General features: G+C 74.3%; 14 protein-coding genes. 5 read left to right on the top strand and 9 right to left on the bottom strand.

All coding sequences use genetic code 11. The features are described 5' to 3' along the window. Positions 1-25: 25 nt before the first annotated feature. A complete protein-coding gene (locus DB32_RS48645) occupies positions 26-1708 on the top strand; it encodes a helix-turn-helix transcriptional regulator (protein ID WP_169791605.1) in 1683 nt (560 codons plus the stop codon). Positions 1709-1785: 77 nt separating this feature from the next. Then, the gene (locus DB32_RS30005) at positions 1786-3072 is read left to right on the top strand and encodes a right-handed parallel beta-helix repeat-containing protein (RefSeq protein WP_169791606.1); all 1287 of its coding nucleotides are present in this window, start codon (positions 1786-1788) and stop codon (positions 3070-3072) included. Positions 3073-3104: 32 nt separating this feature from the next. On the opposite strand, the gene DB32_RS30010 is transcribed toward DB32_RS30005, so the two are convergent. Genes DB32_RS30010 through DB32_RS30030 form a run of 5 tightly spaced genes read right to left on the bottom strand, consistent with a single transcriptional unit; the run spans position 3105 to position 9548 of the window. After that, positions 3105-3617 (bottom strand): DUF2505 domain-containing protein, encoded by a 513-nt coding sequence (locus DB32_RS30010; RefSeq protein ID WP_053236080.1) that lies wholly within the window; start codon positions 3615-3617, stop codon positions 3105-3107. A 50-nt stretch (positions 3618-3667) separates the two neighbouring features. Continuing rightward, complete coding sequence (locus DB32_RS30015; RefSeq protein ID WP_053236081.1) at positions 3668-5029, bottom strand: Gfo/Idh/MocA family protein; 1362 nt, start codon at positions 5027-5029, stop codon at positions 3668-3670. Between the two features lie 51 nt (positions 5030-5080). Continuing rightward, on the bottom strand, positions 5081-6319 hold the full coding sequence (locus tag DB32_RS30020) for a hypothetical protein (RefSeq protein WP_053236082.1): 1239 nt from the start codon (positions 6317-6319) through the stop codon (positions 5081-5083). A 37-nt stretch (positions 6320-6356) separates the two neighbouring features. Beyond that, positions 6357-8990: an ATP-binding protein gene (locus DB32_RS30025; protein ID WP_053236083.1), complete on the bottom strand. Its 2634-nt coding sequence runs from the start codon at positions 8988-8990 to the stop codon at positions 6357-6359. 51 nt (positions 8991-9041) lie between these two features. After that, complete coding sequence (locus DB32_RS30030; RefSeq protein ID WP_053236084.1) at positions 9042-9548, bottom strand: hypothetical protein; 507 nt, start codon at positions 9546-9548, stop codon at positions 9042-9044. Positions 9549-9647: 99 nt separating this feature from the next. Between DB32_RS30030 and DB32_RS30035 the strand changes: the two genes are divergently transcribed. After that, positions 9648-10880, top strand: coding sequence for a hypothetical protein (locus DB32_RS30035; RefSeq protein WP_053236085.1), 1233 nt, complete (start codon positions 9648-9650; stop codon positions 10878-10880). 8 nt (positions 10881-10888) lie between these two features. Here DB32_RS30035 and DB32_RS30040 read toward each other — a convergent pair whose 3' ends face one another. The 4 genes from DB32_RS30040 to DB32_RS30055 all read right to left on the bottom strand — a co-directional run bounded on the left by DB32_RS30040 (position 10889) and on the right by DB32_RS30055 (position 18333). Further along, a complete protein-coding gene (locus DB32_RS30040) occupies positions 10889-11797 on the bottom strand; it encodes a hypothetical protein (RefSeq protein ID WP_053236086.1) in 909 nt (302 codons plus the stop codon). Positions 11798-11845: 48 nt separating this feature from the next. Continuing rightward, positions 11846-13858: a hypothetical protein gene (locus tag DB32_RS30045; RefSeq protein ID WP_157069553.1), complete on the bottom strand. Its 2013-nt coding sequence runs from the start codon at positions 13856-13858 to the stop codon at positions 11846-11848. Between the two features lie 210 nt (positions 13859-14068). Beyond that, positions 14069-14755, bottom strand: a complete 687-nt coding sequence (locus DB32_RS30050; RefSeq protein WP_053236088.1) for a hypothetical protein — start codon at positions 14753-14755, stop codon at positions 14069-14071. Continuing rightward, positions 14752-18333 carry a tumor necrosis factor receptor family protein gene (locus tag DB32_RS30055; protein WP_053236089.1) on the bottom strand — a complete coding sequence of 1194 codons (3582 nt, stop codon included), beginning with the start codon at positions 18331-18333 and terminating at the stop codon, positions 14752-14754. Before DB32_RS30055 ends, DB32_RS30050 begins: the two co-directional genes overlap by 4 nt. On the opposite strand from DB32_RS30055, the gene DB32_RS30060 reads away from it, so the two are divergent. Both DB32_RS30060 and DB32_RS30065 read left to right on the top strand, forming a co-directional pair. Next, positions 18304-18735, top strand: a complete 432-nt coding sequence (locus tag DB32_RS30060) for a hypothetical protein (RefSeq protein ID WP_157069554.1) — start codon at positions 18304-18306, stop codon at positions 18733-18735. The genes DB32_RS30055 and DB32_RS30060 overlap by 30 nt on opposite strands. 183 nt (positions 18736-18918) lie before the next feature. Then, positions 18919-20910 (top strand): hypothetical protein, encoded by a 1992-nt coding sequence (locus tag DB32_RS30065; protein WP_053236091.1) that lies wholly within the window; start codon positions 18919-18921, stop codon positions 20908-20910. Positions 20911-20915: the final 5 nt, after the last annotated feature.

Below are 20915 nucleotides of genomic sequence, written 5' to 3' on the forward strand. Positions count from 1 at the left end.
CCGAGCCGAGATCATCACGGCCACGGTGCGCTCCGAGCGCGCGGCGACGCCGTGTAGACTCGCTCGGGTGAGCGAGGAGCTCTTCCGGTGCGCGGCCGAGGCATGCGAGCACGGAACGATCACCGGCGCGCGCGTGCACCCGCCGGAGCTCCTCGATCGCCTGGACGCGGTCGCGACGCCGGAGGCGCAGGCCTGGGGATGGCTGCTGCGCGCGCAGCACGCCGCGCTCAGCCGAGCCGGCGACGGCGCGCTCGAGGTGCCGGCCCACGTGCTCTCGACGTCGACGTCGCGCGACGTCGTCCGAAGAGGCCTGCCCATCCTCGCGCGGCTCGCGCTGCTCGCGTTCGATGCGACGCGCCTCGAGCGCTGCTGCGAGCTCCACGACTTGCTCCGCGACGAGAGCGCATCCGACGCGGCGGCGATCGCGGCGACGCTCGCCCGGGCGTGGCTGCGATGGCTGCGCGCGGAGCCCCACGAGCACGCCGTCGACCTCGGCGCGATCGCAGCGCAGGCGCGCGCGCTGGGTCAGCCCGCGCTCGTCGTGGAGGCGCAGGCGCTGCGCGCGCTCGACGCGCTCGCGGCGGGCGACCTGCAGGCGGCCGCGGAGCTGGGGCGCCGCGCATCGCGCATGGCGCGCACCGAGGGAATTCCGGAGTCGGAGGTGCTCGCCAACGTCGCGCTCGCCCGCGTGCGGCGCGCGCAGAACCGGCCCCATCTCTCGCTGCGGATCCTCGGCGCGCTGCTGCCGCACGCGCCGCCCGCGTGGCACGACTGGATCCACTGGGAGGCGGTCGCCGCGGGTCTGATCCGCCTGGATCTCCCAGGATCGAGCTCGCCCGCCGCGCTCCTCGCCGCGACCCTGCGCGCGATCGGCTCGGGCGTCGCGGCCGACGTCGGCCCGTGCGCGGAGCGCCTGCTCGGTGCCGTGCAGGCGATCGCACCGCTTCGTCACGATGCGCGCAGAGCGCTCACCCTGCTCGTGCCCGGCTACGCCGAGCCCGACCCGGACGTGGACGAATGGCATCGCGGCACGAGCGTGGAGACGCCGGTGGGGCTCGCGGGCATCGCGTTCGCGCCCGCGCCCGGTCGGGTCGAGGCAGGCACCTGTGCGCACGTCGTGGTCGCACCGGGCGTGGCCGCGCGAAGGGTCGCGCCGCTCGCCGTGCCGATGGAGTCGGCGAGCGCGGAGATCGATCCGCGCCCCGCGACGCCGCCGGGTCAGCCGCGAACCGACGAAGGACTGGCCGTGCTCGCGCTCGCGGGACGTGCGCTCGAGACGCCGGCGTACTTCCGCGCGGTCTACGAGTACGACTACGAGCCGGGCGCGCACGCCACGATGCTCGGGATGCACGTGCATCGGATGCGCAGCCGGCTCGGCGACGCGGGCACGATCGCGCGAGAGGCCGGCGCGCTGGAGCTGGTCGCCGCGCGCGCGATGCTCCTCCGGGATCCACGCTGCGGAGAGCCGCTCGCGCAGCAGACCTTGCGGCTGCTCGCACGCGGCGGCGCGGTGAGCGCCCGCGCGCTGGCCACCACGCTCGGCGTCCCGCTCCGGACCATGCAGCGCGTGCTCGCCGAGCTCGTGACCGACGGCGATCTCGCGCGCGTGCAGGAGGGACGCGAGGTCGCCTACCGCGTGGAGGACACCACGTTCTCGGAGCCGACTCGGAGCCAGCGCTTCGGGCCCGCCGGGTTCTCGGTCGAGTGAGCGCGGAGCGCTCCGGGCGCGCGACCCGCGCCACTCGCGTGATGGGCAGCGGTGAGGGCGCCTTGCAGGCTGCGCACATGACCACGACACGGCGACGAGACGCTCTTCCGAGGCTCACTCCGACGCTCGTGTGCGCGCTGACGCTCGCGTGCACGCCGGGGACGATCACGGCGACCGACGGTGGGCCGCCGTCCGACGCCGCGCGTCCGCCGGTCGACGGCGCGATGACGGATGCCGGCGCGTCCTCCGACGCCGGCGCTTCGCTCGACGCCGACACGTCCTCGGACGCCGGCGCGTCCTCCTCGGACGCCGGCACGTCCTCCGACGCCGGGACGCTCGACGCGGGCCGGCCGTGGCGAGAGCTCTTCGTGGCGACGACGGGCTCCGACTCGAACCCCGGCACGCGCGAGAGGCCCTTCGCGACGATCGAGCGCGCGTCCCGCGCCGCGACCCCCGGCACCCTCGTCCACGTCGCGCCCGGCGAGTACGCAGGCTCCATCCGCACCGAGGCCGACGGCACCGCGGCCGATCCGATCGTCTACCTCTCCGACGAGCGCCACGGCGCGGTGCTCGTGCCCGGGAGCGGTCCCCGCGTCGTCGCGTGGGACGATCGCGGTGACCACGTCGTGATCGACGGGTTCCAGGTCGACGGCCGCGACGGACCGACGTGGCGCAACGGCATCACGGTGGGCGGCTCCCACGTGACGGTGCGCAACTGCCACGTCCACGACATCGCGACCTCGACGGCGTGCACCTCCGCCGGCGGCTCGGGGATCAACACCCACGCCTACTGGGACGGCGTCGACAACCACATCGTCGGCAACCGCGTGCACGACATCGGGGCGCGGGGCTGCCGCTTCGTCCAGGGCATCTACCACAGCACCACCGGCAGCATCCTGAACAACGTCGTCTACCGCATCGGCGCTGCCGGCATCCACCTCTGGCACGACGCGCGCGAGCTCGTGATCGCCCACAACACGGTGACCGACAGCGACGTCGGGATCGTGATCGGGGCCGGCGACTGGTACGGCCCCCGCCTGCCCGCCGACGACGTGCACGTGACCAACAACCTCGTCGCCCGCTGCACGAGCTACGGCATCCTCGAGAGCGGCAGCACCGGCAGGAACAACACGTACACGAACAACCTCGTCGACCGAGCGGGGACCGACTTCCGCCTCCTGAACGGCCTGCGCGACACCGGCAGCGTGCGCGACGATCCCCGTCTCGTCGGACCCGAGGATCACCACCTCCGCGGCGACTCCCCCGCGATCGACGCCGGCGATCCACTGCGCGCCACCGCGACCGACTTCGACGGTCATCCGCGCGACGCGACGCCCGACATCGGGGCGTACGAGCACCGCTGATCGCGCACCGAGCGCGACGGCTGGCGCGAGCGTCAGCGGAGCTTCGCGACCCACGTGGCGAGGAGCGCGCGCTCCTTCGCCCACGCCGCGCGCGTCTCCTTCTCCGCGACCGCCTCGATCATGCCGCCGATGCCGAAGAGCTTCGCCTCGATCACGAGCTCGTCGGTGCGGCGGCAGCGGCCTCCGCCGGTCGCGGTCACGCGGATCGTGCCGCGCGTCGTGACGACGTCCTTCCTCGGCTTGGCGCGCGGGTCGAGCTGCTCGGGCTGCACCATCCGCCACGTCCACTCGTTCTTCGCGCGATCGAGCGTGCCGTGATCCTCGTACGCGAAGCCGTCGCCGAGCAGCGCCTCGATCGGCCCCGGGAGGTTCATCTTCGGCACGACGCGGAGCTTCCGCGACGTGTCGGTCACCTCGAGCACCTCGCAGGCCCGGTACCCGAGCGCGCCGAGGTAGAGCGCGCGCACGTACTCGGGATCGAGGTAGACGCGCCAGAAGCCCTCGGGCGGGCAGGCCAGATCGAACGACTCGGTCGCGGTGCGCATGCGCCGCGGCTCTACGGCGGCGTGCGGATCGAGGCAACCGCAGCGCGCCGTCAGATCACCTCGCCGCGCGTCCACGCCTGCCAGCGGCCGCGCGTGAAGTCCGGGATGTCCTGCGGCGCGCCGCGCGCCGCGACCGACCTCGCCGACAGCTCGATGATCGAGGACAGCGCGGCCGCGTCGTAGACGTTCATGTCGACCGGCAGGCCCTCGCGCAGGCAGTGCACGAGCCTCGAGAGCTCGAGGTAGTCCATCCCGCCGTGCCCCGGGCGCTCGTGCGCGGACGCGAGCTCGGCGCGCCACAGCGGGTGCTCGTGCTCGTCGCGATAGGCCTCGACGCTCTCCCACGCATGCTCCGGGCTCCTGCCCTCGATGTGGATGCGCTCCGGCGAGCCCTCGACGATCCCGCGCGTGCCCTGGATCGTGAACCCGCGGCTGTACGGGCGCGGGAGGTTCGTGTCGTGGCCGAGCGTGATGGTGCGCCCTCGCGCCGTCTGGATCAGCGTGACGTTCACGTCGCCCGCGACGTAGCGCTCGGCGCGCCGCGGGTCCGCCTCGTCGACTCGGGTGCGCGCCCAGTCGGCGAGGCCTCGCGACGGGCCGCTCATCGACACGAGCCGCTCGAGCCGATCGCCGCGATGGATGTCCATGCACGCCGCGACGGGCCCGAGCCCGTGCGTCGGATAGAGGTTCCCGTCGACGAGCGTGTCCCAGCGACGGCGCCACAGGCCCTCTCCGTCGCGCGCGAATTTGATCGCGCGGAGGTCGTGCAGATAGCCGCCCTGCCCGTGGACGATCTCGCCGAGGGCGCCGGCGCGGACCATCGCGAGCGTCATCAGCTCGAGCCGATCGTAGATGCAGTTCTCGAGCATCACGCAGTGACGCGAAGCGCGCTCCGAGGCCTCGACGAGCGCCCAGCAGTCGTCGACGGTGAGCGCCGCGGGGACCTCGGTCGCGCCGTGGACGCCGCTCTCGAGCGCGCGGAGCATCACCGGCACGTGCCACTCCCACGGCGTCGCGGTGATCACGAGGTCGAGCGCTTCCTCGCCGATCATGCGCTCGAAGTCGCGCTCGCCGTCGGTGTAGAGCGTGGGTGCCGGACGGCCGCGCTCGGTCGCCCAGCTGCGCGCGCGCTCGGCGTGGGCAGGCACGATGTCGGCGACCGCGACGAGATCGACCGCGTCCATCGTGAGCAGGTTCAGCACGTGCGCCGAGCCCATGCCGCCCACGCCCACGAAGCCGACGCGCACCCGCTCGAGGGGCGCGGCGCGCAGCGGCGTCTCGGGCGCCGGCGCGCGGGCGTGCGACGGGCGCGGTGCCGGCGCGAGCGCCGAGCCACAGCCCGGCAGTGCAGCAGCGCCGAGGCCGCATGCGGCGAGCTCGACGAACGCGCGGCGCGACGTGGTCCGTGTCATCGCCGCATGCACTAGCACGCGTGAGCTGCGGGTATGCGCGCGGCGCCGCGCTCAGTTCGAGATCAGGTTCCCCTCGCCGCTCACGGGATCGACGAGCGCGATCGCGGTGCTCCAGGTGACCGCGACGTAGAGCGGGCGCGACGGGTGGAACCAGACGCCGCCCTCCCCCGGCGCGTGCACCGTGTTCGACACGAGCGCGACCGTCGTGCGGTCGCCGCTCTCGAGATCGATCTCGGTGATGCGCGTCGCGCCGCCGAGCTCGTCGTCGATCGTGAGCGCGCGGCCGCCCGCCACGTCCACGTCGAGCCGCGAGTGCCCGAGCGCTTCGCCCGCGCCGACGGTGCCGCTCGAGCCGCTGCGCGAGATCACGACGCGATCGCCGGTCTCGACGTCGATCGCGATCAGGCTCGAGACACCCGCGTCGGTCCCGTAGAGGCGCCCGCCCGCATAGCGCAGACCGCGCATCCCGCCCGTGATCTTCGGGCCGCTCCCGCGGTTCGCGCCCGGGGGCTGCGCCTCTCCGTCGAACGTCGTGATGGCGCACGAGCGCCCGTCGGCCGCGATCGCGATGATCGCGGCGGCGCTCGGATCGGCGGGCCGCGCGACGACGTACATCTCGTCGTCGGGACCGATCGCGAGCGAGCTGTCGTCGACGTTCGGGATCTCGCGCGCCGCGCCGTCGGTGCAGGCCGCGGTCGTCTCGTGTCCGTCCGCGGTGAGCTGGTTGTACCAGAGCACGGTGCGGTCCCCGCTCTCGCGCGCGATGCGCACGAGCTCGACGCGCGTCGTCGACACGCGCGAGAGCGCGACGACGTCGCCGTCGCTCCGCACGCCGACGTCCTGCACCTGACCGAGCGCCCGGCCCGCGCCGATCGTCTGCTCGCCGGTGCGCGGATCGTTCACCACGCCCGAGAGCGCGCGGCGATCGCCCGAGCCGAGCTCGATCTCGAGCACCGCGCCGGTGAGCGCGTCGCCGCCGCCCCACGAGCCGCCGATCACCAGCGTCTCGCCGTCGAGCACGCCGCCGGTCAGCATCGGCGTGAGGCCGACCTGGGCGCGCGGCCGCGGGCCCGCGCCGATCGGGTTGTCCTCGCGCGCCTGTCCGCACACCGGATCGTCGGCGCCCGGAGGGCAGCGCACCGGCAGCGCCGAGCCCTCGCCGCCGCCGTCGCCGCCGCTCGCGCGCGCGTCGCGATGCCCGCCGTCCGCGTCGTCGCCGCGCCCGCCCCCACACCCCTGCGCGCCGACGGCGAGCAGCGCCCCGAGCACCATCCACGAGAGAGTCGACATGCGCCGCGGTATGCGAGCGGCCGGCGCGTCGATCGACTTACCGTTCGTTACAAATCGCGACCTTCACGCCGGGCGGGATGAGGACGCCGTCGTCGCGGCTCTGGAGGAGCGGCCGGAGCCCGAGGTCCTTCAGCCGCGTGAGCGTGACGTTCACGCGGTTCTTCGCCGAGCTCTCGCTCGCGCGCTCGCCGGGCCATCCGACGCGGAAGAGCGTGTCGGTGGAGAGCGCGACGCCCGGCGACTCGAGGCGCGCCGCGACGAGCGCGTCGAGGATCAGGCGCACCGCGCGCTTGCGGAGGAGCTCGACCTCGGGGCCGCCCGCGACGCGGAACCAGCGCGCGTCGACGCCCACCTCGAGGTCGGCGGCGAGCTCGGGGATCGCGCGGGCGAGGAGCGTGCGCAGGAGACGCGCGTCGGAGGTGTGCGACGAAGCCGGCGCGGCGAGGGCGCGCGCTCGGCTGGCGGCGCGCTCGATCGCGTCGTCCCCTCGCGCGAGCACGAGCGCGACGTGGGCCTCGGCGATCTCGGCGACCTCCGCGACCGCCGCGGAGTCGACGGCGCGCACCGCCGCGAGCCGCTCGCGCGCCAGGGCATCGCGGCCGAGCGCGCCCGCCGCGATCGCCTGGATCGCCGCGGCGATCGCGGCGCGATCGCGGTCACCGCTCGCGCGGTACGCGGCCTCGGTGTCGTGGATCAGCGGGAGCGCGTCCGCGAAGCGGCCCTGGAACAAGCGGACGTACGCGAGCACCCCGCGCACCGCCGCGTGGAACGAGTGGAGCGCGATCGCGCGCGCGATCGCGAGCGACTCTTCGATCGCGAGCTCGGCGTCGGCGATGCGGCCGACCTCGAGCAGCGCGTTGGCGCGCACCGCGAGGACCTCGCACTCGGCGCGCCGGAGGCCTTCGCGCCGCGCCGCGGCGAGCGCGGCGTCGGCCGTCTCGACCGCCTCGTCGCCGCGGCCGGCGTGCATGAGCGCGAGCGCGGCGTTCGCCGCCGCGCGTGCCTCGCGCGCCGCGTCACCGAGCGAGCCATAGAGCGCCGAGGCGCGCGCGAGCGACGCGTGGGCCTCGTCGAGCCGGCGCTGCACGAGCAGCGACGAGCCGTGCTCGAACGCGTGGAGCGCGTCGATCGCGGGATCCACGCCGACCTCGATCGCGCCGCGGGCCCGCGCCAGCGCGTCGGCCGCGGCGTCGTGGCGGCGCTCGATCGAGCGGAGCCGCGCGGTGCGCAGCCACGCCTCGGCGCACGTGGAGCGATCGCGCGCGCGCTCGGCCCAGGTGCGCGCGGCCTCGAGGCGCGCATCGGCCTCGGCGATCTCCCAGCGCAGCGAGCGCACCGTCCCGCGCGCGAGCTCGACGCGGCCCCGCGCGCCGGCGTCGCGCTCGCCGATCACCTCGCCGCCGCGATCGAGCCGCTCGAGGTAGCGATCGATCGGGCCGTGGTGGCCCTCGGTGTAGATCGGCGCGATCGCGGCGAGCGCGGACGCGCCCAGCGCGGCATCGCTGGTCTCGCTGCGCGGATCGACGAGGTGATCGCAGGCCGCGAGCACGTTCTCGACGTCGGCGAGCAGCGCGCGGCGCACCACGGATGACGCGCGCGCACCGTCGCGGATCGCACGGGCCGCGAAGTGCGTCGCGTGCCGCGCGCGCGCGGCGCCGAGCTCGGCGCGCTCGCTCACGAACGCGCGCACCGGCTCGTACGCGCGGTAGCGGGCGCGCCCGTCGCGCTCCTCGACGAGGAGGACCGAGCGATCGTGGAGCGCGTGCAGCACCGCGAGGGTGTCCGCCTCGCTCCGCTCGAGGAGCGCGATCGCGGCCTCGAGATCGAGCCCGCCGCGCGCGATCGAGAGCCGCGCGAGCGCGTCGCGCTCCGCCTCGGAGAGGAGATCCCACGACCACGCGATCGCCGCCGCCAGCGTGCCGTGTCGATCGACGCCGGCGCGCACCGCGCTGCCGAGCACGCCGATCCCCGACTCGACGCGCTCGCGCACGCCGTGGACGCCCAGCAGCCAGAGCTGCGCCGCGCAGAGCTCGAGCGCGAGCGGGATGCCATCGACCGCGCGCGCGATCGCGGCGAGATCGCGCGCCTCGGAGTCGCTCGGCGCGAAGCTCGGACGGCGCGCCCGTGCGCGCGCGAGGAGCACGCGCACCGCGTCCGCGGCGAGGATGCGCTCGGGGTCGTGGTCGTCGCTCGCGGGGACCGAGAGCGGCGCGAGCGGCAGGCAGCGCTCGGCCGGGACCCGCAGCGGCTCGCGCGACGTCACGATCAGCGGCGCGGCGCTCGCGGACGCCCACCGCTCGATGTTCGACGCGGTGACGTCGACGACCTGCTCGACGTTGTCGAGGACGAGCGCGCCGCCCGACCACGTGCGGAGCGCCTCGTGCACCGCGCCCGCGAGATCGTCGGCCGAGCGCGCCGAGAGCGCGCGCACGTCGAGCGCCGCCGCGACCGCGGCGCAGGTGTCGCCGAGGTCGCGCGCCGCCGCGAGATCGACGAACCGATGCGGAGCGTCCTCGAGCAGCGCCCGCGCGAGCCGCGTCTTCCCGATCCCCGGCGCGCCGACGATCGTGAGCAGCCGGGCACCGTCGGCGAGGAGCGCCCGCCCCGTCTCGAGCTCGACGTCGCGACCGACGAGATCGCTGCGCCGTCCACGCTCCCGCCCGCGCGCCATGTCGCGGCTACATACCAAGATCTCGCGGGAATTTCCGCTGACGACCGTGGCTCAGCTCGTCGCGACGACGACGACGCGGACGACGATCCACACCGCGAGCAGGAACGCGAGCGCGTAGAAGACACGATCGAGCGCGCCGCGCAGGCGCGTCGACTGCGCCGCGAGGTGACCGAGCCCGCCGAAGCCGGGGATCATCGCGACGCGGATCCAGTCGGCGGCCTCGCGGTCCTGTCCGATCAGCACCGGCGCCAGCAGTGGCTGCGCGTTGATCGCGATACCGATCAGCGCGACGGCGATGCCGCACACGCCCGGCGCGATCAGCACGCGCACGCTCGTCGATCGCCGGAAGAGCACGAGCGCCGTGCCGAGCCCCCACGCCGCCGCGAGCAGGCCCTGAGCGACGTAGTCCCAGTGCGAGACCGGGTGGTCGTGCGCGCGCGCCATGTCGACCTCGAGCCAGACGAGCACGAGCGCTGGGAGCGCGCAGACGAGCGCGGCGATGCCGCCGAGGACCGAGATCCAGGTGCGTGATCGGCGCGCGGGCTCGGCAGGGCGCATGCGAGCGAGGGTATCGCGTTCGAGGAGCCCCACGACGACGGCGCGCTTGAACGCGCCATTTAAGCGCGGCCCCGTCGCGCTCGCGGGCACACTCGGAGCATGCACTCGCTCGTTCGCTCCTGGGCTCCATCCGCGCGCGCCGGCGCGCTCGTGCTCGCGCTCGGCGGATGCTCGGGCACGCACGTGCGCCACGAGGTCGACGCAGCGACCGCGTCCGACGGTGGCGCGATCGAGATCGACGCCGGACGCGATCCAGTCGCGCTCGTCGACGCGGGCACGAGCGACGTCGACGCGTACGTCGAGGTCGACGCAGGAGGCTCCGAGCCGCCGTGCGAGCCGCGCATCTTGGTGACCGCGCGCGCCGCGCGCGTCGCGTACTTCGCTCCGCGCGCGGACGGCTATCTCGCGGTCGCGTGGTCCGCGAGGGACGCCGAGGGTGCCCGGAGCCTCGCGCTCCAGCGGCTCTACTCGACCGGCATCGCGCGCGGCGAGCCACGGCCGATCCCCGGCGAGCACCTCACGCCGATCCAGGACGGGCTCGTCGCGTACGGGGGCTCGCCCCCGATGTTCCACCACGTCGACGCGAACGGCCTCGCGGCCGGCGAGCCCATCTCGGCGCCGGAGGACTGGGCGCTCGTCTCGGACGTGGTCGCGTCGGGCACGAGCGTGCGCGGCACCGCGGTGCACCGCCTCGAGGACGGCACCTACGACACGCTGGTGTACGCCCTCGACGTCGCGGGCCGCGCGCCCGAGGTCCGCGACGTCGGCGACGCGGATCGCGAGCTCGCGATCCTCGGGCACGAGGGCGATCGCGAGCTCGTCTTCCGCCGCGCTGGTGGCGCCGCCATCGTCGAGCGCACGACGCTCGATCGCGAGGTCGTGCACGAGCACGCGTGGTCGCACGAGGCGATCACGCCCGTGGCCGCGCGCTTCGATGCGTCGCACGGCGTGTGGCTCGTCCTGGCGGAGGAGCGCGTCACGAGCGACGTCGGGTCGTACGCGCGCCCCGCGATCGTCGCGCTCGGCACGCGTGACGAGGAGCGCATCACGCGCGTGGTCGATGCGCGGATCATGCGCGCCGTCGTCGGCACGATCGCGATCGGCGACGGCATCGGCGCGCTCGCGATCGACGACCACCACGGGAGCTCGTCTGTCGTGTTCGTGTCGCTCGACACGCTCGAGGTGCTCGAGATCCGCGAGGTGCCCGAGATGTGGCGCGGCGCGATCGCGTGGCTCCCGGGCGAGTCGTCGTTCGCGATGGTGACCGAGACGAGCCCCTACGAGCCGTCGACGACGCTCACGTTCCACTGCGGGCTGCGCCCGGCGCGGTGACGCGCGGCTCAGGGCGCGGGGATCTGGAAGGACGTCGACGGAAACGCCGGATCGCCGACGAACGGCGACGTGCGGAGCGCCTGGAAGAACGGCGCGACGCACGCGCGGCGACGCGGGCAGTCGCGCACGTCGACCGCGGTCACGCGTCCGTCGTTCGCGAAGCTCACGTGCACGTCGCAGCGCTCGATCGTGGCCGCGGGCGCGCGGCACGCGACCTGCGCGGCCTCCGACGCGCGCAGCATCGCGAGCACGGTTCCGTCGGCGTCGAAGCGTCCCGGAACGCTCGGGTGATCGCGCAGGTCGCACGTCGCGTGCGGGACGTCGCGGCAGGCGTCGGGATGCACGTCGCAGCGCGCCGGACCTCGGGTGCGCGACACCTCGACGTAGCGCGTGCCGTCGTGCTCGTAGCGGATCCGGGTCGCGCCCTCCGCGCCGGTCGCGGGCGCGATCGTCGTCACGAGATCGCGCAGACCGTGGTGGCCCGGGCGCACCGCCTCCGCGTGAGGCGCGTCGCCCTCGACGGTGCCGAGCAGCACGTCGCACGCGGTGCCGCGCGTCGCGTACACGTCCCAGCGCACCTCGCCCGGGCACGTGCCCTCGGGCGCGCGCTCGCGAGGCCGCGGCACGAGCGCATCCGCGCGCCCGTCGCCGTCGAGGTCCCACGCGCGCAGCGTCGCGAACCGGTGGTCGACCTGGGTCCGGCCCGATGCGGGCCAGCGCGTGATCCGCGTCGTGAACGAGAGCTCCGGCGCCGGCACGCACGCAGCGTCCTGCTTCGCGCGCGCTCGCGCGCCGACCGACGCGACGATCACCGCGGCGAGGAACGCGACGACGGTGAGCGCGCGGCGCGGGACCACGAGGTCGACTACGCGCGCGGCGATCGCGATCTGCCTTCCGAGCACGACGTCGCGCGCCACGGATCGACGTGGATCCCGTGGCGCGCCCGAGCGCTCGACGGCGTGGGCTCAGGTGCCGGTGAACGTGCACACGGCGCCGACGCACGAGTAGCCGGCGGGGTAGCCGCGCTCGTCGCAGTCGGTGTCGTTCACGCACTCGCTCCCGCAGCCGGTCTCGCAGTCGTTCCCCTCCGAGTCGCACGCGGTGCGGCACACGCCGGTCCCGTTCTCGTAGCAGGGCGCGAACACGCCGGGGTCGTCGCACGCGAGCTCGAAGCAGCGCGCACCGCCCGGGTAGTCGTGGATGCAGACCGCCTGGGGGTCGTTGAAGAGGCGCCGGCAGTCGGCGACGCACGCGAAGTCGGGCGGGCCGCGATCGTCGCGGTAGCAGTGGCCGAGGCCGCCGCCGCCCTGGGTGTCCGCGCCGTAGCAGCTGAGCCCGGTGGCGCACTGCTCGTCGCTCTCGCACTCGCACCCGGCGGGGCGGTTGTTGCCGCCGTCGCCCGCGGGCTGGCAGCGCGTGCACACGCCGACGGTGGTGCTCGCGCTGAACGTCGTCGTCACGCACGTCATCTCGCCGTCGTGATCCGGGCAGAACTGCGTCGGCAGGTAGTCGCCGTCGGGCGCGCCGGTGCTCGGCACCTGGGCGCAGATGCAGCCCTCTTCGCCGGCGGCGTCGCACGGCGCGGGCGGCGGATCGCCGTTCGACGGCCAGCGCACCATCTCGCGCGTGCGCACCGCGCGGCCGAAGTGGTGGATCATCTGCGCGTAGACGTCGACGGCGCGCGAGGCCATGTCGCGGTGCAGGCACTCGTTGCCGTTCGGCGCGACGTACGACGCGAGCTCGTGTGCCTCCTCGGGGCCGTAGATCGCGTCCACGTGCTCGATCGCGGTGAGGCAGTCCGATCCGTGGCCGTGCGTGTGGCGATCGAGGAGCGCGGCGCCGCCGACGAAGATCCAGTGCAGCGGCTCGTGGATCATCAGCCGAATGCGGCTGTCGGCGTCGTGGTCCGTGAAGAAGCGCGCGCAGAAGTTGAGCTCGCCGCGATCGAAGTGATGCGCGGAGGGCGGCGAGCCGACGTTGCACACGTTGGTCTCGCCGGCCGGTGGGCAGTAGAGCCGCACCGTCTGACGGCCGTGCTTCAGCGTGCGGAACACCCGCCACACGTCCTCGACGCCCTCGTGCACGCGCTCGAAGCGGCCGGTGTCGTACTCGCCGTACCACCACTCCGGCGCGACGTTCCGCTCCGTGAGCTCGCCGTGCACGTCGCGGCCCTGCGCGCCCCACGCGAACTCGCGATCGGCGAACGAGCGCGTCTCGAGCCACTCGACCATCAGGTACGCCCAGAACGTCTCGATGTGCGCGCGGGCCCACGCCGCGCGGATCTGCGAGCAGCGCGTGAGGTCCTCGCAGCCGGTGAGCGCGGGCAGGCGGATCGGCGGCATGTCGCGCGGGATCTGCGGCGCGAGGCCCTGGAACGCGGTGGTGAGGCAGCCGGGCGGCTGCGTGCGCGAGGGCGGCCCGACGGGGCGCGCCGGCGCACCGCTCGCGTCCATCGACGACAGGCTCAGCTCGAACCCGCGCGTGGTCTCGGTGAACGACGCGACGATCGACGCGCCGACCAGCTCGCGCGAGCCGATGTGGAGCGCGAGATCGGACGACGTCGGGCGCGCGGTCGGGCTGCCCGCGTTGACGACGTGGACGGTCGTGCCGTCGATGTCGAGCTCGGCGTAGGTGGAGCCGTCGGCGGCGGTCCGGATCGCGTCCTCGTCGATGTCGATCGCGACGCGCACCGCGGTCTCGCGGGGGAACGCGCTCGTCGCGATCGACTGACCGGCGCGCGCGAGCTCGTGCACGCGACGAACGAGCGCGGAGTCGTCGGGCTCGCTCACGTCCTCGTCGACGGTGCCGACCTCGGGCTCGACACAATCGGCGGGCTCGGGATCGGGCGGCACCTCGGGGCCGACGTCGGGCGTGTCGGCGCCTGCGTCGGGATCGGGCCGTGGATCGGCCGGCGCTGGCGTGCACGCGGTGAGCGCAGCGAGCGCGGACCAGAAGACGAACGAGCCAGCACGCATCATCGATCCTCCTCGTCGAGCAACGGACGAGGGGACCGTTCAGCAACGTGCGTGCCCCGCGAAATTGCCGTGAATCTCGCGCAATTCGAGGTCGCAGATTCCTGCGAGTCGCGAGATTTCGCGAGCCGTCGTCGCGAACGTCCGCGAGGCATATCGGCGACGCTCGTTCGCCGCTCCGTGCGCTGCGTGAAGGACCGAACGCCGCTCGAACGTTCACTCGGATGGAGGCGGGAACACCAGCTGGAGCAGCTCGCCGAGGGTCGGACGCCCGAGCAGCTCGTCGAAGGTCCGCGCCGACCACGCCTCCTCGAGATCGAGCATCCAGCGGCCGGCGGAGCGGATGCCCGCATCGAGGAGCTCGCGATCGTCCGCGCCCGCCTGCTCGCGGAGCTCGCGCAGCCGGACCGGCGTACGGCGGAGCAGCGCCCAGGTGACCGCGAACTCCGTCGCCGCCTCCGCGCGATCCGGCGCGCGATCGATCTTCTGGATGACCGCGGCGACGGTCGCGAACGGATCGATCGGCGCTTCCGAGCGCCGCGCAGCGACCGTCCCGCGTGGCGGCGTCGCCTCGCGGAAGATCTCGTCGAGCCTGCGGTCGACGGCCGGTCCCGTGCGTGCGTCCCACGCGTCGTGAAGGTGCCGCTTGCCCTGGGCGAGCAAGCCGCGGGCGACCTCGAGCGCGCGCTGTAGCTCGGGCGCGCGGCCATCCTCGTCACGGAAGGCGTCGATCAGCGCGAGCAGCATGCCGTACCGATCACCGAAGAGCCGCGCCGACTCGAGGTACGGTGTCGCGCGGCTCGCCACGGTATGGATCGAGTCGGTGATCATCCACTGGACGCTCGGCGTGCCATCGGGCAGCCGCGCGGCCGGTGCGATGCGGGTGCCATCGTCGGCGCTCATCGGCCGAGCGTGCCAGAGACCGGTCGGCGTCGACAGACGCGCTCTGCGTCGCGAAGAGCGACGGCGGACGACGCGCACCGCGAGGCGGCACCCTCTGACGGCGTGCCCGACGGGTCATCCGCGCCGCGACGGCGTCGTCGCCGTCGGACAGCGACGAGCACGATCGCCATCCCGACGAACGCGAGGCCCGCGTTGCCGCCCGAGCGCGCGGCGCGGCACGCGCATCCCGCGTCCCCCGGCGCCTCGGGCGAGCCCCCGTCGAGCGTGCGACCCGCGTCGATCTCCGGCGGTGCCGCGTCGATCGGGAGCGTTCCGGCGTCGCTCGCGAGCGCGCCGTCCAGCGGGGCCTCGGGCTCACACACACGATCGCGAGTCGCCGTGCACGCGCTCGTCTCATGCGCTCCGGGCGGACACGCCGTGCACGCCGCACACGACGGCGCGTTCACCGACGTCGAGTACGTCCCCGCCGGGCACGCTGCGCAGACGCGGTCGCTCGCCACCGTCGCCATCGCCGCGACGTACTGCCCCGCGGCGCAGTCGGTCCACGCGACACACGTCGCTGCGTTCGGCGCCGACGTCCAGCCCGAGCTGCAGGGGACGCACACCCGATCGCTCGTCGGTGTCCCGGCGGACGACTCGCGCTCGCCGGGCACGCAGTCCGTCCACGGCGTGCACGAGGGCGCGTTCGTCGTGCTCGAATATCCGCCCGCGCAGGCCACGCACGTTCGATCGCGGGTCGCGCTGCCCGCCGACGCCACGTGCGTGCCGGGGGCGCAGGTCGTCCATTCCGTGCACGCCGTCGCGCCGGTTCCATCGGCCGAGTACGTCCCCGCAGGGCACGCGCTGCAGGCGTACGTCGCCCCCGGGCCGGGGGCGCAGGTCGTCGCCGCGTCGCACGCGTTCGCACCCCCGCAGCTCCCTGCGGCGCAGCGATCCGAGATCGTGCATGCGTTCGTGTCGTCGCAGGCCGTCCCCGTGAGGGCCGCGCACGCGCCGTTGCCGGGCGCCCCCGTCGCAACCGAGCACGCCAGGCAGTCCGTCGCCCCGCCGCCACACGCGTCGTCGCAGCACACTCCGTCGACGCAGTGCCCGCTCGCGCAGTCACCGCTCGAACCGCAGACCGAGCCGAGCGGCGTCCGGTCATCGATCAGACGCGCACGGATGCGTCGCGTGCGCTCGGGGACCTCGGCGACGAAGCGGTCGTACACGAGGAGGAAGCGGCCCGGGGGCCCCGCCGCGATCTCCGCGCTCTGCTCGGAGAAGGGCGAGGTCGCGAGCGCGAGGCCGGACGCGTCCCTCACGCTCGTCCCGACGATGCGCGCTCCATACACGTCGGCGCGCGAGCCGCCGCGATAGTCTCGCCACACGACGAAGTAGTCGCTTCGGTCCGACGCGACCTCGGGCGCCCCCCGACTGCCGGCCTCGGCGTGGATCGTGATCGGCGTCGGGCCGGACACGCCGGAGCTCGTCACGACCGTGCCCCGGATGTGCACGTCCGCGAGCCCGTAGGACCAGACGACGAAGTAGCTCGTCGCGCTCGCCGCGACGGCCGGTGCGTTTTCGTACTCGGTTCGCGTCGCGATCGGGAACCCCGACGGATCCGAGATCGCGCCGGCCGTGCTCACGAACGTCGCGTACACGTCCGCCTGCGACGTGCGCTGGTCCTCGTAGACGACGAGGTAACCGGACGCGCCGAACGCGGCGCGTGGCGAGTGCTCGGCGTGCCCACCGGTCGCGATCCCGAGACCGCTCGGATGCGACACCGCGCCCGAGGCACCGACGAACGTGCCGTACACGTCGCGCCCACCGGACGTGCGCGCGTCGGTCCACACCACGAGGCACCGCGCGGGATCGCACGCGGCGCTGGGATCGGTCTGCGCGCCCGACGCGGTCGAGATCGCGATCCCCGATGGATTCGACACCGCGCCGCTCGCGGTGACCCGTGTTCCGCGGACGTCGCTCGCGTCGGCGCTGCTCTCCTCCTCCCAGACGACGAGCCAGCCCTCCCCGTCCGACGCGACACGAGGCGATCGCCGCTCCACCGTGCCGCTCGAGATCGCGATCCCCGACGGATCGAGCACCGCGCCCGACGGATCGACGCGCGCGCCCCAGACAGCCCAGGACGCGCCGCGCGCGTCCGCCCACGCGACCAGCCAGCTCGTCCCGTCGTACGCCACGCTCGGGGTGCGCTGCGCGTTGGCTGCTCCGCCGAGCCGCGTCCCGGAAGGGTCGGCGGGCGCGCCGGCGAGCGTGACCGCGGTTCCGTAGAGCTCGTTGGCCGCGAGCGCCTCCGGCGGCGGGCGCGAGGCGAGCCACGTGACGTACAGCGCCGTGCCGTTCGTCGCGACGGTCGGCGTCGCTCCGCGCGTGGAGATCGCGAGCCCGCCGGGGTCGCGCACGACGCCCACGCTCGTGACGCGCGCGCCGTAGACACTGGTGCCGCCCCCCGCGCGCTCGTCGGACCAGACGACGAAGTAGTCGGAGCCGGCGCGCGCGACGTTCGGCCTCCGCTCTGCGGCCGATCCGGCGGAGATCGCGATGCCGCCCGGGTCGCTGACGCCCCCGGCGGCGCTGACGCGCGTCGCATAGACATCGTAGTGGAAGCCGCCGGCGCGGCCGTCCGACCACACGACGAGATAGCCCGTGCCGTTTGACGCGACACTCACCTCGAGCTGAGCGCCCGCGGCGGTCGAGAGCGCGATGCCCGAGGCGTCGAACACGGTGCCCGACGCCGACACGCGAGCGCCGTAGACGTCGCCCTCGCCCGAGGTGCGCCCGTCCCGCCACACGACGAGGAAGTCGGTGCCGTTCGACGCGACACGCGGCTCGCTCTGCACGCCGGTCGCGCTCGAGATCGAGAACGCGGACCCGAGCAGCGCGCCGTCCCGGCTCACGCGGATGCCGAGGACGTTGTTGTCTGCGAACGCCGCACGCTGCCACACGACCAGGTAATGCGACCCGTTCCACGCCACGCTGGGCCAGTAGTCCTGAGAGCTCGTGCGGTGGACGGCGATGCCCGAAGGATCGAGCACCGCCCCCGCGCTCGTGACCCGCGCGCCGTAGACGTCGAAGTCCGCGTTGGCGTGCTGCCACACGACGAAGTAGTCGGTCCCGTCGGACGCGACGGCCGGCATGGCCTGCGAGCTCGTCGAGCCCGACACCAGGATTCCATGCGGGTCGAGCACCGTGCCGGAGGCGTCGACGCGGGTCGCGAAGACGGCGGGCGTGTCCGCGCGAGTCTCGGTCCACACGACGAGATAGCCGCTCCCGTTGGACGCGATCGCCGGGTCCGTCTTGGTGCCCGAGGTGGGCGAGAGCACCGGCGTGTCCAGGCCGACCTCGGGCGAGATCACCGGATCGAGGACCGCGGGATACGTCGCGGCGCCGACGACGTCGGACGGAACGACGAGCTCGATGCGGTCGCCACGCCAGCGCGCAGGGATCCGGGTCTCCTGGCCGGACGCGTCGACCCACAGGCCGTGCCCGTAGCGCAGCCCGAGGCCCGAGCTCGCGTCGGCGAAGTGGATCCCGCTCGGCGTGTCCGCGACGTGCGCCGCGCCGCGAACGTCGACCGTCACACGAAGCGAGCCGTCGCCGGCGGGCTCGCGCGCGAACGCCCAGCTCTGCTCGACGCCCTCGGCACGGTGATGAAAGTGCTCGACGACCTCGCCGCGATCGATGGCGAGGTGCCCGTCTGGCGCGACCCGCGCGCGCGGCGCGCGCGACAGCTCGACGTCTCGATCGCCACGCACGACGGCGCGGAGCTCGACCCGAACCGACCGGGAAGGCTCGCGATCCGCGCGCGGATGGATCGGCGTGATGTCGATGCCGCGCGCGTCGGCGACGACGGTGCGAGTCGCGTCGCCTGCAGTGAAGCGCGAGCCGTCGGGCCGAAAGGAGAAATGAACACGATCGACAATCGCGCCCACGTCGAACGGCGCGACGTCGCTGGCGGGTGCGACGTCGGCGCCAGCCGATGAGCGCCGCGAGGCGGGCTCATCCGGGGCGGGACCGGGTGGTGGAGCGTCACAGCCGCCGAGGACGACGAACGACGTGAGGACCGCCGACGAGACGTGTGGGTGCATGGCTCAGGCTCACGCGAGCGGTGCTCGGAGGTCAACGACGAGAGGAGTGAGCGGCGCGCTCGCGCCGTAGGCTGCGCAATGGGCGCCTTCTTCACCAACGTGCAGGTCCGGAGCCGCGATCTCGACGCGATCGCGCGCGCCATCCGGACGGAGGCGCGGCAGCGCGGGATGGACGAGCTCGATGCGTCGAGCGCGGCCTCGCCCGATCGATCCGTGCTCGTCCTCCCGCCCGACGGCGGCGGGTGGATCGCGATCTACGACGAGTCGACGGAAGGGCAGGACGGGAACGTCCTCGGCGCGCTCGCCGTCGCGACGTCGCGCGCGGCGGGCGACTACGCGATCACCGTCACGATCCACGACTCCGACGTGCTCTTCCTCGAGCTCTACCGGGACGGCGCGCGCATCGATCGCGTGGACTCGAACCCCGGCTACTTCGGTGGGCGCGGGACAAAGCCCACCGGCGATCCCGCGGCGTGGAAGGAGCTCGGCGATCCCGACGCCCTGCGCGAGGCGTGGCGCGCCGAGGATCTCTTCGCCGAGCGCACGCTGCGCCGCACCGCGGAGCTCATCGGTTGCGACGTGCGGCGCGCGTCGACGGGATACCGCTACACCGTGAAGGACGGCGACGAGCTCCCCGCGGGCACCATCGCGCTGCGCTTCCGATCGCGCGCGCGTCCGAGCTGGGAGCAGGCGAGCCGCGATCCGCCCGCGCTCGTCGCCGAGTCGTACGTCGAGGGCGACGTGCCGCTCGCGGTGGGCGACGAGCTGCGCGTCTCGCTCGGCGCGCGCAGCGCGGGGCGCGCCTCCCGGGGGCTCGGTGCGCGGTGCTGGGGCAGCGCGATCGAGCAGGGGCTCGTCGTGGTCGAGCGCTTCGAGGTGCTCGTCGGCGATCCGCTGCGTGGCGCGAAGCACGTCGTCGTGACGCCCGAGCTCTCGCGCGCGCACGACGGCAGCGAGCTCCTCGTGGCCGACCTGCGCGAGCAGGCGATCCCCGCCGGCTCCGCGCAGCCATTCGAGGGGTTCCGTCCCGGCATGGACGTCATGAAGGCCTTGCAGGCGGCGCAGCGCTCGAAGGTCCACGTGAACGTGGTGGGGCGTGTCGTCGCGCCGGGGAAGGGAGAGCTCGGGATCGGGCTCGTGCCGCTCGAGAGCGCGAGCGCGGCTGCGGGCACGATCGCGCGGCTCGCGATCGACGCTCCGTTGCCGCGCCCGCTGCGCATGCGCGAGACGTCGCACGGCGCGACCTCGCACCTCCTGCGTCCGCTCCAGGGACGGACGCACCACGGCGTGCTGGTCGCGATCGACGCGCCGCGCGGGGACGTCGCGGCGATCGCGGGCGGGTTGCTCGACGACGCGCGGGAGGCGCTCGGCGCGCGCGGCGAGGTGCACACCGCCATCCACTTCGCGGAGGCGCAGCGGCGGCCCAAGACCCACAGCGGGACGGTCGCGTCGACCCTGCGCGGACCGCGGTGGTACGAGCTCGTGCGGCAGATGACGAGCGAGCAGATCGTCTCGCTCACGGTCGTCGCGACCGAGCGTCCGATGGACGAGGTCGCGCGACGCGGCGGGGCCGGCGACCTCGGGATCGCGGTCGGGACGAGCATCCTCCGGGACCGCGAGGAGGAGCGCGTGCCGACGATCGCGGCGTGGGTCGACGCCGCGATCGCGCCGGCAGTGCGCGAGCGATGGAGCGCACGGATCGACGACGCGATGCGAGCGCGCGGCGTCCAGGCGTCGATGTCGTGGAGCGGCGCGCCGATCGGGATCGAGCACACGCCATACGAGAACGCATGCGGCATCGCGCACGGCGTGGGGACGCTGCGCACGTGGATCACGCGATGGGTGCGCGTGCCCGGGAACGATCGCCTGTGGCTCTCGCGCGCGCTCGCGGCGCGGGTCGATCGTGGAGCGCTCGCGGACGTCGCGGACGTGCACGAGCTCGGCGACACGATCCGGATCGAGCTCCGCGATCCCGCCGACCTGCCGCGCCTCGAGCGCGCGATCGAAGATCTCCTGCCCACGCCCGAGGAGTCGCAGCGCGCGGCCGCCGCGCACCGACGCGCGCGGTGATGACG

Origin of the sequence: Sandaracinus amylolyticus, assembly GCF_000737325.1 — a bacterium.
In the GTDB taxonomy this organism is placed as follows: domain Bacteria; phylum Myxococcota_A; class Polyangia; order Polyangiales; family Sandaracinaceae; genus Sandaracinus; species Sandaracinus amylolyticus.